Annotated in this window: 14 protein-coding genes; 11 read left to right on the top strand and 3 right to left on the bottom strand. The window is 43.9% G+C overall.

Annotation, left to right across the window (positions count from 1 at the left end):
- Window positions 1-10 precede the first annotated feature (10 nt).
- From ABEB05_RS09700 to ABEB05_RS09670, 7 genes are all read left to right on the top strand, one after another.
- Complete coding sequence (locus tag ABEB05_RS09700; RefSeq protein WP_265789699.1) at window positions 11-1,201, top strand: FtsW/RodA/SpoVE family cell cycle protein; 1,191 nt, start codon at window positions 11-13, stop codon at window positions 1,199-1,201.
- Window positions 1,194-2,360, top strand: coding sequence for an undecaprenyldiphospho-muramoylpentapeptide beta-N-acetylglucosaminyltransferase (gene murG, locus ABEB05_RS09695; protein WP_265789698.1), 1,167 nt, complete (start codon window positions 1,194-1,196; stop codon window positions 2,358-2,360). Before ABEB05_RS09700 ends, murG begins: the two co-directional genes overlap by 8 nt.
- A 186-nt stretch (window positions 2,361-2,546) precedes the next feature.
- Window positions 2,547-3,953 (top strand): UDP-N-acetylmuramate--L-alanine ligase, encoded by a 1,407-nt coding sequence (gene murC, locus ABEB05_RS09690; protein WP_345694281.1) that lies wholly within the window; start codon window positions 2,547-2,549, stop codon window positions 3,951-3,953.
- A gap of 91 nt (window positions 3,954-4,044) precedes the next feature.
- Window positions 4,045-4,797 carry a cell division protein FtsQ/DivIB gene (locus ABEB05_RS09685; protein ID WP_265789696.1) on the top strand — a complete coding sequence of 251 codons (753 nt, stop codon included), beginning with the start codon at window positions 4,045-4,047 and terminating at the stop codon, window positions 4,795-4,797.
- A gap of 31 nt (window positions 4,798-4,828) precedes the next feature.
- Window positions 4,829-6,094, top strand: a complete 1,266-nt coding sequence (gene ftsA, locus ABEB05_RS09680) for a cell division protein FtsA (RefSeq protein ID WP_265789695.1) — start codon at window positions 4,829-4,831, stop codon at window positions 6,092-6,094.
- Between the two features lie 59 nt (window positions 6,095-6,153).
- Window positions 6,154-7,491, top strand: a complete 1,338-nt coding sequence (gene ftsZ, locus ABEB05_RS09675) for a cell division protein FtsZ (protein ID WP_265789694.1) — start codon at window positions 6,154-6,156, stop codon at window positions 7,489-7,491.
- Between the two features lie 308 nt (window positions 7,492-7,799).
- Window positions 7,800-10,202, top strand: coding sequence for an endonuclease MutS2 (locus ABEB05_RS09670; protein ID WP_265789693.1), 2,403 nt, complete (start codon window positions 7,800-7,802; stop codon window positions 10,200-10,202).
- 48 nt (window positions 10,203-10,250) lie between these two features.
- On the opposite strand, the gene ABEB05_RS09665 is transcribed toward ABEB05_RS09670, so the two are convergent.
- The 3 genes from ABEB05_RS09665 to ABEB05_RS09655 are packed head-to-tail and all read right to left on the bottom strand — an operon-like array spanning window position 10,251 to window position 12,573.
- On the bottom strand, window positions 10,251-10,982 hold the full coding sequence (locus ABEB05_RS09665; protein WP_265789692.1) for a uroporphyrinogen-III synthase: 732 nt from the start codon (window positions 10,980-10,982) through the stop codon (window positions 10,251-10,253).
- A gap of 48 nt (window positions 10,983-11,030) precedes the next feature.
- The gene (locus tag ABEB05_RS09660) at window positions 11,031-12,188 is read right to left on the bottom strand and encodes a BamA/TamA family outer membrane protein (protein WP_265789691.1); all 1,158 of its coding nucleotides are present in this window, start codon (window positions 12,186-12,188) and stop codon (window positions 11,031-11,033) included.
- Window positions 12,189-12,195: 7 nt separating this feature from the next.
- The gene (locus ABEB05_RS09655; RefSeq protein WP_265789690.1) at window positions 12,196-12,573 is read right to left on the bottom strand and encodes a carboxymuconolactone decarboxylase family protein; all 378 of its coding nucleotides are present in this window, start codon (window positions 12,571-12,573) and stop codon (window positions 12,196-12,198) included.
- Between the two features lie 134 nt (window positions 12,574-12,707).
- Between ABEB05_RS09655 and ABEB05_RS09650 the strand changes: the two genes are divergently transcribed.
- The 4 genes from ABEB05_RS09650 (at window position 12,708) to ABEB05_RS09635 (ending at window position 18,088) form a co-directional block, all read left to right on the top strand.
- Entirely contained in the window at window positions 12,708-14,174 is a 1,467-nt protein-coding gene (locus tag ABEB05_RS09650; RefSeq protein ID WP_265789689.1) for a hypothetical protein, read from the top strand.
- Between the two features lie 128 nt (window positions 14,175-14,302).
- Entirely contained in the window at window positions 14,303-15,469 is a 1,167-nt protein-coding gene (locus ABEB05_RS09645) for a DUF4856 domain-containing protein (RefSeq protein ID WP_265789688.1), read from the top strand.
- Between the two features lie 78 nt (window positions 15,470-15,547).
- Window positions 15,548-16,675, top strand: a complete 1,128-nt coding sequence (locus ABEB05_RS09640; RefSeq protein WP_265789687.1) for an imelysin family protein — start codon at window positions 15,548-15,550, stop codon at window positions 16,673-16,675.
- A 6-nt stretch (window positions 16,676-16,681) separates the two neighbouring features.
- A complete protein-coding gene (locus ABEB05_RS09635; protein WP_265789686.1) occupies window positions 16,682-18,088 on the top strand; it encodes an HTTM domain-containing protein in 1,407 nt (468 codons plus the stop codon).
- The last annotated feature ends 1 nt before the right edge of the window (window position 18,089 follow it).

Here is an 18,089-nt window from a genome sequence, read left to right as displayed (position 1 = left end):
AAAAAACATTATGCTATACACTACGCCAAATAAAAGTATTTCCTCAATCATGGGCACTGGTCCTGATGAGATGGATACTCCTACCCAGGGTAGCGATCGTATCCTTCTTGTATCGGTAATCATCCTAATGATTTTTGGTACGCTCGCAGTGTATTCAGCAATCGCCTATTTTGCGGAAAGCAATCAAACAACGGCCGGCAGCCTGGTATTCGGACATATCATTAAACTAGGTATTGCTTTCCTCGCAATGCTGTTTATCTCAAAAATAAATTATCATGCTGTTGCCAAATTCAGCCGCCTGGCTGTAATCACCAGCTGGATATTGCTAATTATCGTTGCCATATCCGGTAATGAGGTTTTTGGGGCCAGGCGATATCTGGATATCGGCGGATTCTCATTCCAGCCGTCATCTTTTGCGACCGTTGCACTACTTATTCATTTGGCAGTGCTGATCGATAACAAACAGGATTACATCAAAGACTTTAAACGAACTTTCTTACCCCTGATGGTTTGGGTAATCATCACCTGCGTACTGATCGGTATAGAGGATTTCAGCAGCGCTGCTATCCTTTTAGGTATTTCAATGCTCGTGATGTTTGTCGGACGAGTAAGCGTGTTACAGCTTGGTACCCTGGTTATCATCGGACTGCTGGGTTCATCTATCCTAATTTGGCAATCACCAGAGCGCCAGAGCCGCATCGATCAGTATGTTGAGCAAATTGTAGAAATAAACAGCGAGGAATTTAATGTGGGAAGCGGGTACCAGGCCCAACAGGCACATATGGCTATTGCCCAGGGCGAAATTTTCGGGGTTGGTATCGGTAAAAGTACCCAGCGGGATTTTCTCCCCGCCCCTTATAACGATTTTATTTTTGCGATTATCGCCGAAGAATATGGCATTGTCGGCTCAGCAGCCGTACTCCTTATTTTCGGAGTTATACTTTTCCGGGGCATTGCCAAAATAAGTAAGAATGCACCCGATGTATTGGGGGTACTCATGGCAACAGGTTGTACACTCACAATTGTACTATATGGATTTGTAAATGCCGGTGTTGCCAGTGGGTTACTTCCGGTCACGGGACTGCCTATGCCTTTTGTAAGCTATGGCGGAAGCAGTACCCTTTTTGCAGGTATCATGATTGGCATCTTAATGAATATTTCAAAACACAGTAGCGCTAAAAAAGCCGTGTTCTATGCATAATAACTTTTCAACGGATGTATCATCACACGACGGACCAGACTCCGCTGTTATAGGTACGATCAACGTACTTATAGCAGCAGGAGGTACTGGTGGTCATGTGTATCCTGCTATTGCCATAGCAGATGCGCTGCAGGAAGAGTATGAAGATATTGAAATCCTTTTTGTGGGAACTAAAAACCACATGGAGTGGGAAGCTGTGCCCCGCGCCGGCTACGATATTACCGATATTTGGATTAGCGGTTTTCACAGGAGATGGACGCTTAAAAATTTGCTTTTCCCTGTGAAACTGGGCACAAGCCTCTTTCAGAGCCTAAGTATCCTGAGAAACTTTAATCCTGATGTAGTGATATCCTGCGGAGGTTATGCGGCAGGCCCCGTCTGCTGGGTGGCGGCCCAAATGGGCATTCCCGTAGTTATACAGGAACAAAACAGCTTTCCCGGCGTCACTAATCGCCTGCTTGGTAAAAAAGCAGAACTTGTTTTTACAGCTTTTAAGGATGCCAGAAAGTTTTTCCCGAAAGAAACCACCGTTATAGAAGCGGGGAACCCCACAAGAAAATCGCTTTCTAACGTGGATCCGCTGAAGGCACGAAAAGAATTCGGATTCGAACCGGAACATCCGGTACTCTTGGTTTTAGGTGGCAGCGGTGGAGCTAAAAAAATTAATAAGGCAATGTCCGAACATATTGCAACACTCCATGACGATATGGAACTACAAATTATTTGGCAATGCGGCAGCCGTTACTATGACCGGCTGCGAGAGAATATTCAACCCAAGAAATTTAAAAATCTGCTGCTTACAGATTTTCTATATAACATGCCGGAAGCTTATGCAGCAGCCGACTTAGTTGTTAGTCGGGCCGGAGCTTTATCGTGCTCGGAGCTGGCCCTAACCGGAAGCGCTAGTATATTGGTCCCTTCGCCTAATGTGGCCGGCGACCATCAAACAAAAAATGCACAGTCAATGGTAAAGGAAGGAGCTGCGAAATTGGTCAAAGATGAAAATCTCAATAATACCCTCACTGATTTGGTAAATCGTTTAATAACGGATCGAAACCGACTTAAAGAAATGCAGCAAGCAGCACTCAAACTGGCAAGGCCGGATGCCGCTAAAAATATTGCTAAAGAAATCTTAAAACTGACAACAAAAAAAATATAACCCAAATGTAGTGCTGAACTTATTTCAGCACCTATAAAATATATTGAAGATCCTGATCCGCCAGCCCTTGTGGAATCCGACGATGTCGGGCCACTTCGAGGCATTCCGCAGGGCCAACTGGTAAAAAGGATGACATGTAGTCTTGAAAAACGATCAAAAATGAGTAATCAAATACAAACACAACCCATATTTGGACGCACCCGCCATATTCACATGGTTGGTATCGGTGGAATAGGTATGAGCGGTATGGCCGAGATTCTCCTTCAGAAAGACTATATCGTCTCTGGATCGGATGCTAAAATGGGTGAGACTATTGAACGACTTCAAGATCTTGGAGCAAATATTTCAATTGGCCATAATGAGCAGAATATTGAAGGAGCTGATGTAGTCGTATATACCAGCGCTGTCCAAGCCGGTGAAAATATTGAGACCCGTGCTGCCCTGGAAAAAGGTATCCCTGTTATCAAGCGGGCTGAAATGCTGGCAGAACTGATGCGTATGAAATATGGCGTCGGTGTAGCCGGCACTCATGGTAAAACGACAACCACCACCATGATCGGCCACGTTATTCAGGACGGTAACTTTGATCCGACCATCATTGTGGGCGGTAAAGTCCATAGCTTTTCTGAAACCAATGCGGTAGTAGGTAAAGGCGATATTATCATAGTAGAAGCGGATGAATTTGACCGCACCTTCTTGCGCCTCCACCCTTCACTGGCCATAATTACCAATATTGAAGCCGAACATCTGGATATATATGACAATCTCGAAGATGTAAAAGAAGCTTTCGTAGAATTTGCAAACAAAGTGCCCTTTTACGGAGCCGTCGCACTCTGCCTCGATGATCCTAATGTCCGAAGTATTATTCCGGACATCGACCGCCGCACCATTACCTACGGTTTAACGCCTCAGGCAAAGATTCGAGCTATAAATATTGACGTAGATCATTTTAACAGCACCTTTACCGTCATCAATGAAGGAGAGGAACTTGGCCGAATAGAGCTTCGGGCCCCGGGTGAACATAATGTAAAAAATGCCCTCGCAGCTGTTGCCGTTGGACTGGAACTTGATATAGATTTTAAAAATATAAAGAGCGGACTGGAACGTTTTGAAGGTGTATTCCGCCGATTTCAGTTAAAAGCAGACAAAGACGGGGTTATGGTCATAGACGACTATGCTCACCATCCTACTGAGGTACAGGCCACTCTGGATGCCGCCCGCAAGGGATGGGAAAAGCGTCGCCTTGTTGCTGTATTTCAACCTCACCTGTACTCTCGCACACAGGAATTATATGAAGAGTTCGGACTCTCGTTCTTTGACGCGGAGGTGTGTGTTATCACCGATGTTTACCCTTCCCGGGAAGAACCTATTGAAGGTGTTACGGGCAAACTTATTGCAGATGCAGCTAGAGAATATGGTCACCGCCAGGTTTATTACCTGGAAGATAAGGAAGAGCTGCCGAACCAACTGAAAGAGATCGTACAGCCCGGTGATGTGGTAATAACAATGGGAGCCGGAGATATCTATAAATATGGAGAAGCTTTTATAAAGGATTTAGAAAATGGAATTTCAAAATTGAATCAAAACAACTAAAACTATTTGAACCAACTGAAATAAAATTATCTCTTAGGGGAATCTTTTACCAGAGGAACTTTTAAGAAAATAAATAACCGTTACCAACTGAATGAGCAAAAAAAATTCACATAACGAGGAGCACTCAACCCAAAAGAGAAATAATCCTCTCCCTTGGGTAGGTGGGGCTATACTGATACTCGGACTTGCCATATCCGCAGGCTTCTACTGGAGCTCTATGATGACGGTTCAGGAAGTCCGTTTTGAAGACCATAAACTGGTATCGGAGGAAAAACTGCGTGAAGTAGAAGTACCTACCGGAATCAGTCCCGATAGCCTGAATGTGATGAATATTATCACCCAGTTTGAAGAAATCCCTTACGTAGAAAGAGCGGCTGTAGACGTAGAGCCTAATGGAAATATCACTATACGGATTTCAGAGCGGCAACCCATCGCCATGCTGGTTGACGGCAATCAAGAAATGTATATCGATAAGGAAGGCACACTGCTTCCATTTACTCTGGGAGAAACAGTGGATGTTCCACTGCTCTACGGTTTCAGGAGCAAATCTCCGGGAGATACGTTGAAACAATCGCAATTTAAAGCTGCCGCAGATTTTCTCACGGAACTTCAAAACAGACCCGTTAGTAATGCCACCATTAGTGAAGTGGCATGGACCGATAATGGTATTGTTGCACTAACAAATGATAATGGAGTAAAAGTAACCTTTGGAAAAGATAGCTTCGGCACCCGGCTTCGAAACTGGGAAGCCTTTTACGGCGAAGTCATCAAACAGAAAGGAATGGAACAAATGCGATCAATTGACCTAAGGTTTGAGGGACAGATCGTAACGCGTGAACAATGAATGATCATATAACAAGTACGTGACTAAAATTATGGAAGAAAAAGAAGACAGAATTGTTGTTGGATTAGATATAGGCACTACCAAAGTATGTGCAATCGTGGCCTCTATTGATCCCCAGGATCGCATTCATATTCTGGGTGTGGGACGAGCTCCCAGCGAGGGACTTAATCGCGGGGTAGTCGTCAATATTGACAAAACGGTTAACGCTATTCAAACAGCCATTGAACAGGCTCAATTGGCTTCCGGAATTGAAGTCAATTCGGTTAATGTCGGCATTGCCGGCGACCATATCCGTAGCATGCGTAGCAAGGGCGTTATTACCATTAACAACCGGGATAATGAAATTACGGTGGATGATGTCGAACGACTGCTCGAAGACTGCCAGCAAATCATGCTTCCTACCGATCAGGAGATTATTCATGTAATCCCCCAGGAATTTGTAGTAGACGGGCAGGATGGCATCAGCGATCCGGTAGGCATGAGCGGTATGCGCATGGAGGCGGAAGTCCACATCATTACGGGACTGGTTTCCGCTGCTAAAAATATCTATCGCTGTGTAGAACGCGCGGGGTACCAAGTTGCAGATATTATTTTGGAACCTCTGGCCTCTTCTTATGCCGTGCTAGATGAAGAAGAGAAAGAAGCGGGTGTGGTACTGGTGGATATTGGCGGAGGAACAACAGACGTAGCGATCTTCCGTGATAATACCATCCGACATACCGCTGTCATAGCAATCGCCGGCAAAAAAGTCACCGACGATATCCGGATGGGATTGAGTGTGCTCGAAGATCAGGCGGAAAAGTTGAAGCGCAATCATGGTGAAGCTTATATCGATCTTATTGAAGAAGACGAAGCCATTACCGTTCCCGGCATTGCGGGACGTCCTCCCAAAGAAATTACCAAAAGTATTCTGGGCAAGATAATACAGGCTCGAATGGAAGAGATCCTGGAAATTGTGGCCATTGAAGTAAAACGAAGTGGTTATGCCGATTCTCTCAGTGCTGGCGTGGTACTGAGCGGCGGCGGATCACTCATCAAAAATGTATGTCCCCTGGCCAATGAAGTATTGGGGATGGATGCAAAAATTGGAAAACCTATAGGGCTCAGCGGGGGACTTACTGAAGAAGTAAACAACCCCATTTACGCAACCGGTGTGGGGCTTGTTATGCACGCCATCAAAACCGGTAGCGGACCTCAAAATGAGGCAATCATACCTTCTTCTACCAAAGGATCGAGTGTAGAAAAGGTCATGGAACGACTAGCTGACAGAATGAAAAGCTGGTTTAAAGAACTTTAAAATAGCATAGCAATCAAGTAGCAAAAATAAATAAAAGCAATCTAAACAAGGAGTCAATTATGAGTAATCTTAATTCTCGTTTCAGTTTTGACATCGACAGTCAAGACAATGCGAAGATAAAAGTCATAGGTGTTGGTGGCGGCGGAGGTAATGCCGTCAACAACATGATTCATAAAGGTCTGACCAGCGTAGAATATATTGCGCTGAATACCGATGCACAGGCCCTCAAGAATAGCATGGCAGATGTTACCATCCAAGTGGGAGCAAATCTCACAAACGGACTGGGAGCCGGTGCACGACCGGAAATCGGTCGTGAAGCGGTAGAAGAAAACAGACACGAAATAGAAGAGGCTATCGAAGGAGCCGATATGATCTTTGTTACAGCCGGCATGGGTGGCGGTACAGGTACAGGAGGTGCTCCTGTTGTATCTGGAATTGCCAAACGTAAAGGTATACTTACGGTGGGTATTATCACAACCCCCTTTGAGTGTGAAGGGCCCAAGCGGATGAAGTATGCCCATGAAGGCATCACAGAGCTCAAAAAGAATAGCGATACTGTTATCGTTATTCCGAACGAGCGCCTGATGGATATTGCCGATGAGGATACGACACTGTTGGAGGCTTTTGAAGAAGCCAACCAAGTGCTCTATAACGCTACCCGAGGTATTTCAGATCTTATTCTGATGCCGGGGCTTATTAACCTCGACTTTGCAGATGTACGCACCACCATGCTCGACGGTGGAGCCGCCATCATGGGTGCCGCGAATGCTACGGGAGAAGATCGCGCCGAGATTGCTGCACGTGAAGCAATCAACTCTCCCCTACTCGATGGCGTAAGTATTCGGGGAGCCCGCAATGTATTGGTTAATATTTCATCCGGAGCTAATCTCGGGATGAAAGAAACCACTACGGCTACCAGCATCATTCAGCAAGAGGCCGGTGAAGATGCAGAGATCATTCTGGGTACCGTACTCGACGAGAGTTTTGATGACGAACTGCGCGTTACGGTTATTGCCACAGGATTTGATCTGGCCGAAAATCGTAATGAAGCTCGGGTTGCTCCTAATAAGAAGGAAGCCAATCAGTCTTCCCAAAATAAAAAATCAAGCAAAATGGATATCCCTAAAGCAAGTGATGTTACAGGGCAAAGCCGTTACTCCTCTACCAATGAACCTTTCTATAAGGGAGAGAAAAATTTAAAACACATGGATCAGCCGGCTATCCACCGCCGGGGACTCAAAAATGTGCACTCTCTTAATAAAAAGGAAGAGCAGGAGCAAGATGAACAAAAGGCAAGTGAACAGAAACAAGGTGACGAATTACTAAATAACCGCCGTGAACGAATCGATAAAACGGATTCTGATCAGCCGGCTTTTCTCCGTAAAATTATGGATTAAACAAGGCTGATCGTGATCCTTTTTAGATTGCTATATTTTTTTAACTCCCACAACTGATTTTTTAATCAGTTTTCCCCATCCCGTATCTAATGCGGGATAGATTGCTAAACTATAAAGGGAGTCCTTTGATCGGGACTCCCTTTCTTTATTATATAAAAACCTGTTTCTTCGGGATTACTTCCTTTCTCCCAGGTTAGAATTCATCATTTCGGCTAAATAAGCTTATATTTAAGACAAAAGTACCTATTTAACGAATCTTAACAGATCTCTTTTTAGGACTAAGAAAATAATAATATCCACAGCTTTTCATGCATCTATTTCCCCAACAATTAACAGAAAAGATTGGCTTTGAACGAATTCGATCTTCCGCAATTGAGAATACGCGCTCTCCTATGGCTCGTGAGCAGCTTTCTTCGATGACCCCCTTTTCGGATCCACAACTTATACAGCGGCTTCTCAAACAAACCAAGGAAATGATGGATCTGCTTCAAAATGATTCGGCATTTCCATTGAATAACCTCCATGATATTCGGGAGCAGCTAAAGAAGTCGCGCGCCGAAAATAGCGTACTTCCCCTCCCCGTTTTTATGGAAATACTTGAAGTTTCTGTTACTGCCCGGCGTATTAAATCATACTTGAATAACCGAGAAGATTACTATCCTGAGCTCAAAGAAGTTTCAATTGGACTCATACCACTAAAAGAATTGGAGAATGCTCTTCAAGATGTCCTAAATGAAAACGGAGAGCTTCGCAGTGATGCTAGTCCACAGCTACAATCTATTCGCAAACGGTTAAATAATAAACGCAATGATCTTCGCAATACTATTAATCGCGCAATGAGCCGCGTTTCCAAGCAGGGTCGTGCCTCTGATGAAGGTCCCACTATCCGCAACGGCCGCATGGTTATCCCTGTACAAGCGGAATACAAACGCAAGGTAAAAGGATTTGTTCATGATGTCTCATCCTCGGGCCAAACCGTTTACCTGGAACCAGTGGAAGCGCTGAATATAAATAACGAAATTCGTCAGTTGGAGTCAGAAGAACAGCGGGAAATCGAACGTATCCTTAAAGAACTTACTGCTACCGTTCGTCGGCATCGGGAACATCTCCGGCAAAACCTGGAAGTACTTGGTACTATAGACATTATTGCAGCCAAGGCACAGCTTAGTATAGATTTGGATGGATTCGTTCCGGTCCTCTCAGAAAATAATCATCTCTATTTAAAGGAAGCCTACAATCCGCTGCTATTGTTAAAAAATAATGGACTTCCCAAAAACCAGCAGGAGAAAATTGTCCCACTGGATATGGAACTGGAAAAAGATGAGTGCTGCCTGGTCATTACGGGCCCCAATGCCGGCGGTAAATCCGTAGCCCTAAAAACGCTAGCTCTCTGTAGCCTTATGATGCAGTGTGGCTTTGCCATTCCTGCGCGGGACAGTTCCGAAATTCCTGTCTTTAGTAATATCTTTGTAGATATGGGTGACGACCAATCTATTGAGAACGACCTAAGTACCTTTTCATCGCGTCTTGAATGGATGAAACATACTCTTGATCATGCGGATGAACACAGCCTGATTCTTATTGATGAGGCCGCAGCCGGGACCGATCCCGAAGAAGGAGGAGCGCTGTTTCAGTCTTTAATCGAGCAGCTTATTGAACAAAATGCCAAAGTACTGGTAACCACTCATCACGGATCACTGAAACTTTTTGCCCATGATCATCCTCAGGCCGTTAACGGATCAATGGAATTTGACCAGGATACGCTTTCTCCTACTTACCGCTTTAAAAAGGGCATACCGGGTAGCAGTTACGCTTTTGAAATAGCGGAACGCATGCAGCTGCAGGATACGCTGCTTAGCCGTGCCCGGAATCTACTGGGGGAGGCCAAAGGCGAAATGGAAACACTAATTTCTGAACTGGAGGCCAAAACGCAGGAGGCCGAAGAACTGAAACAGAAATATGACGAGCTGAAAGCCGGCACTGAGAAAGAACGACATCGTTATGAAGAAAAGAGATCAGCTATTGAGAAAGAGAAGAAGGAAATCCGCGAAAAAGCCCTCCAGGAGGCCAAACATATTATGGACTCCGCCAATAAAAAAATTGAAGAGGCGGTAGAACGGATTGTACAAAAAGGGGAAAAAGACAAAGAGACAATCAAACAGGCACGAAAAGATGTTGAAGAATTCAGGGAGCAGGTAGATGACGAACTGGAATCTATAGAAGCAGAAGAAGCGCAACCATTTCAGGACTCCGAAGAACGACCAAAGGTAGGCGACCGGGTACGATTGCAAGACGCAAATACCACGGGAGAGCTAAAGGAAATTAGCGGGAAACAGGCAGTAGTCTCCGCCGGAGGACTTCGACTTAAAACAAAATACAAGAACCTGATTAAGGTAGAAGATGCTTCTAAGAAAAAAAAGAATCAAAAAGTTAAAGTTAATTTTGTAGACGGCGACCGTTACAAAGTAGTGAAACCCCAGTTAGAAATTCGGGGCATGCGGGGACGAGAAGCCATAAAAGAAGTACAGCATTATTTGGATAATGCTCTCGCCTCAGGACGAAATCAGGTTCACATCATCCATGGGAAAGGGGAAGGAATTTTAAAAGGACTTGTACATGAATACCTGGATAATCGCAAAGAAGTCCAAAGTTATGAAATGGCTCCTATCCAACAAGGCGGGGCTGGCTGTACTATCGTTACATTCAAATAACTTAATATCTTTTTAGCTTCCGGTATCCAACGAATCAATGATTAGAACTCACTGAATTGTTTCAATGATTGACCTCCAACTCCCTTCTGCCTGTTCATCGGTTTGAATTCCTTCCTTTTCCAGTTTTTCAGTTACTGCCTTATCTCCTGTCACGATATGCATACTTTGAAAATGCAGGTCTGGAAAAGCTGCCAATATTCGGTTAACCGATCTTCGGGAATGAAATATAACTGAGGTAGGTTCTTGCTCGCTGACGCTTTTTCGAAATTCTTCAAGCTTGCTTTCTCCTGGTCCTTCCAACGTAAATAACACCAGCTCCTGCACCGGGATATCAAGCTCCCTCAATAACCCCGGTAAGTCTTCGGCCGTTTTATCTCCGCAAGGATAAAGGGTGTCTCCTATACGTCGCACCCTAAGCATAAATTCCATCAGGTTAATGGCCTTACCTTCTGCATGAGGATGAATAGCTGGAATACCTTCTTCCTCCAGATAATCAGCCGTAACCTGATCAAGAGCTAAATTCAATTGTTGACGGGCCTCTTCAAGTACACCATGTTTTTTGACCGTCTCAATAAAAAACTGAGCATTACGTTTGCTACCATGGACAATATTTTCGAACTGGTCCAGTTCATATAAAGTTTCGGTTATGGTATCATTCTCCTCAATAAGTTCGTAGTGCTCCAACGGGCAATGAAGAACTGAAATATCGTTTTCGCCTAAAGTTTTTCTAACCTGCTCGGTATCTTCGGTGGCAGCCGTTAGTAATACAACCTGATTCATATTAGCTGTCGCTAGATTTTTTTGATATTTAGATTATTAATTATAGTACTAAAAAAGATATCCTACCCCCACATAAATCCTGGATCCCTCCTCAGAAAATCCAATATCTCCCCGTAATACAAAATCTGGACTCAACACAGACAATGCCCCTCCGAACCCTACTGTTTTTTTATATCCTTTTAATAAATCATTAAGGTCATTTTCTTCAGTAAAAACCCTCCCTGTATCTGTAAAAAGCTGAAGACCTAATTTCATTTTATAAAAATCCGGGAATCGGACTACCCAACTTCGAAGCTCTAATGTATAGGCAACAGAAGAATTGCCCCTGAAGCGATTCATGGCATATCCCCGCAATACATTACTGGCGTCATCAGCCATCGTCGAAAGCTCCCAATAAGGTACATCCCCGAATGCATGACGCGCCTCCAACCGGTTTGCAATTTTAACCTGATTGAAGAGTTGAAAATACTGCCTCATATCCAGATAAATACTCCCCATGCCATATTTACTAATAAGCTCTGGGGCATAGCGTAATTCGAAGATAGCCTTATTGCCGCGGCGTGGATCAAATTCACGATCTCTGTTTTCCCAATCCAACCCGGCCTTTACAAAATTAAGCCACCCACCCTGCCGGCCAAGAGGATCAGCCTCTGAAAAAGAAGAGGGTTCCTTGTTGATATAGGGTATGTAATAACTGGTTTCAATACCTCCCATCAAGTCCAGGCGCTTTTTCTTTTCACCTTCATTGAATATCGGGCGACGTAAATCAATATCCAAGCCAAAAGAAATAGATTCAAAATGATAATATCCTTCCTCCCAACGTTCGGAATTAAAGCTTGATTCATTGCCCTTTTCAAAAAAATTATCCTTTGGAAACCGACGGAAGTATATGCTCGTCACAGATCGAATTGGCTTTCCGAAGTTTCTTGTCCGGTCATAACTGCCATTAATTTCTACTAATCCCTTTACCGAAACCAAGGCAGAAGATTTTAGATAGCTTTTAAAAGGTTTGATGTCACCCAAATAGTTATATCGATTGTACGCAAGTCCCCCAATTAAACCCGCACTGGATGTGTATCCCACTGCCGGCACTAAGGCACTAACAATGGCATCCGATCCTTCAAGAGAATCGGCTTGTTGTCCTTGTGCCAGATGTATACCCATCAACACAAACAGGCTTACGATAACGAAAAAGCGTACGACCATACATTTATTACCCTTTCTCTTTTAGACTCCCTTCCTGGTCCAACAATTCAAGTGTTTCCATGGCGTGACGTAAATGTGGGATTACTATACTGCCGCCTACGACAAGGGCAACATTCATCGCATCTACTATTTCTTTTTTTGTATAACCAGCCTTGGTGCACTGTTCCAGATGGTAATCAATACAATCATTGCAACGCAGTACTGCAGAGGCGGTTAATCCCAGCAGCTCTTTTGTCTTACCTGGCAGGGCCCCATCCTTATAGGCATTGGTATCAAGATTAAAAAAGCGTTTGAGTCCAAGGTGATTGGCTTCCATTACCTTTTCATTCCCCTCGGCTCGGGCTTTGCGAAAATCATCTAATCGGTTATTTTCTTTTTTGACCATCTATTCACTACCTTCAAGTTGGAAAATGCTCTCAAAGATACTATATATTCTCAGGAACTCGAACTGCAAATTCGATTACAGATTTAAAAAGCTCTCCTAATTTATAAGTGAATAATTCAAAACCGAAACACAAGTTGGCAGTAATTGGAGACAGCCTCAGCCAAGGCTTCCAAAACGGTGGTGTCTATCGCACAGATCTTAATTTTCCCAATTTCTTGCGAAACTGCTGGGAACCTTCCCCGGACTTTACCCAACCACTCTTCACGGCCCAAGCTGGCATCCCTTTAAATTTAGAAATTTTGGTACGGGGACTTTCTGATAAATATGGAGATACCATAGAGTGGAATGAGTACCTTCCCGCCCTGTCACACGTTTATTCCACCCTAAGACGCATCAAACGATATTGGGAGGGGGAACTTAAACCACTTAATAATATCAAACAAAAAGAACCCTACCATAACCAATCGGTATGGGGATTCGCCATGAATGACGCCTGGATGGTCACCGAAAATTTGAGTAGCCGATTTGTCAAGACCCGTCCCGATACCTATTCTATTTTTGACATGTTACCGGATCACGCCATGTATGTTACTGCGGGACTGGTACTGAACCCCACGCTGGGCAAAAAGTTTTCCCATGCCACACAGATCAATAATATTCAGCACCTGCAAGACAATGGTGGGATTGAAAACCTCATCGTCACGATGGGACATAATAATATTATTGGTGCTGTTTCAGACCTCAAATTTATTCTCTCTGAAGAAAAGGATCTGAAAAGCTTTCCTTCAGAACGACAGTATACGGTATATCGCCCCGAACACTTTGAGCAGGAATATCGAACACTTGCTGAAAAAGTAAGTAAGGTAGGAGCACAGAGTATTATTACCCAGACGATCCCTTATGTAACTATACCCCCCGTTTCAAGGGGTGTTAACTCCGACAAATCCCGCAGAGGCCATTCGGGATATTTCGATTACTATACTCGCTTTTGGATATGGGATAAAGATTTTGATCCCGATAAACACCCTCATCTAACAAAAGAACAGGCCATAAAACTCGACCAGCATGTGGATGAATACAACCAAATCATACGACAGGTAGCCAAAGAATACGGATGGATAACGGTCCCTTTAAACAAATATCTAAGTGGCATTGCCCGCCGGCGGCTCGGTGGTCGGATGAAAATAAGATATCCAGATAGTTTTCGTGATGCCATGAAGGACCATCCCATGACTGAGCATCTTGTCACTGATGAGGACGATCCTAAATTCAGCACAGACTACCTGCGCATTGATCGAGATACCGGAAAGGTTTATAAAGGTGGCCTCTTTAGTTTGGATGGTATCCACCCCACAACCATAGGCTATGGTCTGGTTGCTCATCTATATAAACAAACAATGGAGAGTAACGGTATTACATTTGACAAACCCCTTGACTGGGAATATATCATCTCAAATGATACGCTTGTTACGGATCCCCCCTATCTACTTGTAGAACTAAGAAAATTGTTGCGTTTCTTATCACTGGGCCGACAAGATAAGTTATCAATAGTAGGCAATGGATTGCTGAACCAGCTTATGGATGTTTTCTCTTTCAGATAATCGTTTTAGAGCCTAAAAGCACAACTAAAAGAAGAGAGATAAAAAAATATTTTTATTTAGAATTAATCTACACAGTTATTATTTTCCCTCCCTGCTAATTAGATTTAATTTAAATAAAAATTATAAAAATGCATCGTTTAACGCTGACCCAATTATTATTCCCAGCCCTGGTACTTAGCCTGCTAATATCTTCCTGTGATGTTAGTAATAGTGATACTGATGACCCTTCCATTACTCCTCCCGAAACCTATGAATTCACCCGTAACGGTGAATCAACCGTCGCCTACCCTGGTCAAACCGACCGTCTGAATATGGTTGAAGAAATGAAAGCATACATCGCAACGGCACACAACGGTGAAACCATTTCCGAACAAGCACTCCTCGATATGTTTGAAAATACCGGCGGAGATGGCGGTGGCAATTTCTCTTTTGAGTCTGAAAAACAACTCAAAAACAAAACCTTTGGCCCTGATCTGGATAACAATCTGTTTGAAGATATTTTTGCCGATGCTGCCGATGCCAGCGAAAACGGCAGCGCCCGTATTCGCGCAAAGGATGGAATTGCCGGACTCTTGGAACGCGAGAATAGCGGTAATGATATATTAGTTGACGAGAAAGGACGCGAATTTACCCAACTCGTAGAAAAAGGGCTGATGGGCGCTGTCTTATATAATCAAATTTTCAACGAATACCTGACCGATAGTAAAATTGGCCCCAACGTTGAAAACAGTGAAACCGAAGAAGGTGCCAATTACACCACCAAAGAACATCACTTTGATGAAGCATTCGGTTATTTTAACGCTCCCGCTGACTTTGAATCCGACTGGGCAGATTCTCGCTCCGATGAACTTCGATTCTGGAGCAAATACTCCAATGGATCTGATGAACAGCTTGGATTCAACGATACTATTATGGAAGCCTTTATTCATGGGCGCACTGCCATTGTCAATGACAACCAAGGCGAACTTGATGAACAAGTTGATGTATTATATGAAAATCTGGAGTTGCTGGCCGCAGCTACCGCCGTACATTATATAAACAGTACACTTTCACATTGGAATGACGGCAACCAGGGCGAAGCATTTCATGCACTTTCAGAAGCCTGGGCGTTTGTCAACGCACTTAAGTACAGTCCCAATAAAACCATTACGCTAGACCAAATCGACCAAATTCTGAATAGCGATTTCGGAGAAAATGGCAACTTCTGGAATGTTACTCCAGAGGGACTTAATAACGCTAAATCCACACTCGTAGATACCTACCCCGATCTCGAATCCGTTCAAGATCAACTGTAAGATTTATTGAATATTGATCCGAATTTTGCCGGTAAATAATTTCGGCAAGGTTCGGTTCATTTAAAACATTCATTCCCTATGATGATACACTCAAGAATCACTTATTTTTCCGCTATACTGATGCTCTCGCTATCATTTGCAGCATGTAGTAACAGTACATCTCCGGATGAACAAGATAATTCCGACCGGTCCGAGATGCTCAACAACTACGGTAACAATATTATTCTACCTGCCTTTGAGGAAATACAAACCGCTGTCAAGGAATTACAGGTTGCAGCTCAAGATTTTGAAAACGAACGCACCCTTGAACAACTGGAAAATCTACAAGTAGCTTTAAAAGACGCTCGAATAGCCTGGCAGGATGTCAGCCCTTTTCAATTTGGCCCGGCAGAATCCATTCTGCTGCGATCATCTATCAACACCTATCCGGTTGACGACAATGAAATAAATGACAATATCTCTTCCGGTGATTATTCTTTTGGTGGTATCGATAACCAGGATATAGCGGGACTCCCCACCCTGGGATACTTACTCCACGGCGTGGGCGAGAGCAATGAAGAAATTCTGGCCATGTATACAACCGATGCCGAGGCCGAAAATCGCATGACTTACCTGCTCGACAATATCACTTTTGTAAAAGATAAAATCGATACGGCCACCAGCGAATGGCAGTCCTCTGGCGGCGACTATATCGGAATGTTTTTAAGCCAGGAAAACGCCGGTACTGATGCGGGAAGCTCACTAGGTATGCTTATTAATCACTATGTGCGCCATTACGAGCGATTCCTGCGCGACGGCAAAATAGGAATCCCTGCAGGAGTACGCAGTGCCGGTAATCCACGCCCAAAAGCCGTTGAAGCCTATTATGGTGGATATTCAGTGGAACTGGCGATTGCAAACCTAAATCAAATAGAGCAAATTTTTGCAGGGGCTGGTGGCAAAGGCTTGGATGACAACCTTGTCTCTATTAATAATAGGGTAGATTTTGATACGGAAGAGCTTACTAGTGATATCAAGTCGCAGATTGGAGATGCTCAGTCGGCACTTGAACAGCTCAGCGATCCGCTTTCGCAACAAATCGAAAATAATAATGAAGCGGTGTTAACTTCTTTTGAAGAACTTCACGCCCTCGTTTCAATGCTGAAAGCTGATATGACTTCAGCACTGGGTATTACAATTACATACCAAGACAACGACGGTGACTAACTCCTAATGATTCCCGAATCGGTAAAAAAGTATATTACGCCGCAAGTATCAATCGCACCCCTGGCGGTTTTCCGATTCCTCTTCGGATTCATCATGCTGGTGAGCATCATCCGCTTTACACTTAAAGGGTGGATTTATGAGCTTTATGTAGAACCAGACTATTTTTTCACCTACTATGGCTTCGACTGGGTCACCCCGCTGGGCGAAACGGGGATGTACCTGCTCTTTTTTGTAATGGGACTCGCAGCCCTGTCGGTCATGCTGGGCTACTATTACCGCTTTGGAATCATCCTTTTTTTTCTGTGCTTTACCTATGTCGAGCTCATTGACAAAACCAACTATCTCAACCACTATTATTTTGTAAGCATTATTAGTTTTTTGCTGATGTGGGTCCCGGCCCACCACAGCTTCTCACTCGATGTACTCCGCAAGCCATCCCTACGCAAAGAATACGTACCGGCCTGGACGGTTAACATCTTTAAACTGCAACTGGGACTTGTTTACTTTTTTGCCGGGGCGGCCAAACTCAATCCAGACTGGCTGGTTAACGCCATGCCCATGCGAATCTGGCTCCCTGCCAACGCCGATCTCCCGATTATCGGTCCCCTGCTGGAATACACTTCTACCGCTTACATTTTCAGCTGGGCCGGAGCGGTTTATGACCTAACGATTGCCTTCTTTCTGCTCTGGAAGCCTACACGGATTTTCGCTTACATAACAGTCATCATCTTCCATATGATGACCTATTTCCTGTTCCAGATCGGCATGTTTCCCTTTATCATGATCTTGTGTACGCTCATTTTCTTCTCCGCCGATTTCCACCAAAAAATTATTGGGGCCATTTCCGGTTTAAGGAAGCTTCTGCCCTTTTCTGTTCCCAATTCTGAACCGACTCCCAAAAAAAGTGAAGAATTTCAGCTTAGTAAAAACAGTACAAATGTTATTGGCGGGATTTTGATTATTCACTTCATACTGCAGCTTTTAGTTCCGTTACGTTTTGCCCTTTATCCCGGCCACCTGTTCTGGACGGAGCAGGGATATCGTTTTTCGTGGCGCGTTATGCTAATGGAAAAAGCGGGACACATTACTTTTAACGTTACCGATCCTGCTACCGACCGTCAATGGCAGGTACGAAATTATAAATACCTGACACCCAACCAGGAAAAAATGATGTCTACTCAGCCCGATATGATTCTACAATTTGCCCATTACCTCGAAGATGAATATCAGAAACAAGGCATTAATGATATCAAAATTACTGCCGAAAGCTATGTGACGCTCAATGGTCGACGCAGTCAACCGATGATTAATTCTGATGTAGACCTAACGAATCAGGATCGCGGATTTACCCATAAAGACTGGATCCTTCCATTTAACGAAAATCAACAAAATTGGTTCAGAAGTCTGCAATAAT

It is taken from the genome of Fodinibius salicampi (assembly GCF_039545095.1).
Classification (GTDB): Bacteria; Bacteroidota; Rhodothermia; order Balneolales; family Balneolaceae; genus Fodinibius; species Fodinibius salicampi.
The sequence above is the reverse complement of the archived record's forward strand: the minus strand, read 5'-3'. Positions and strand labels throughout refer to the sequence as shown.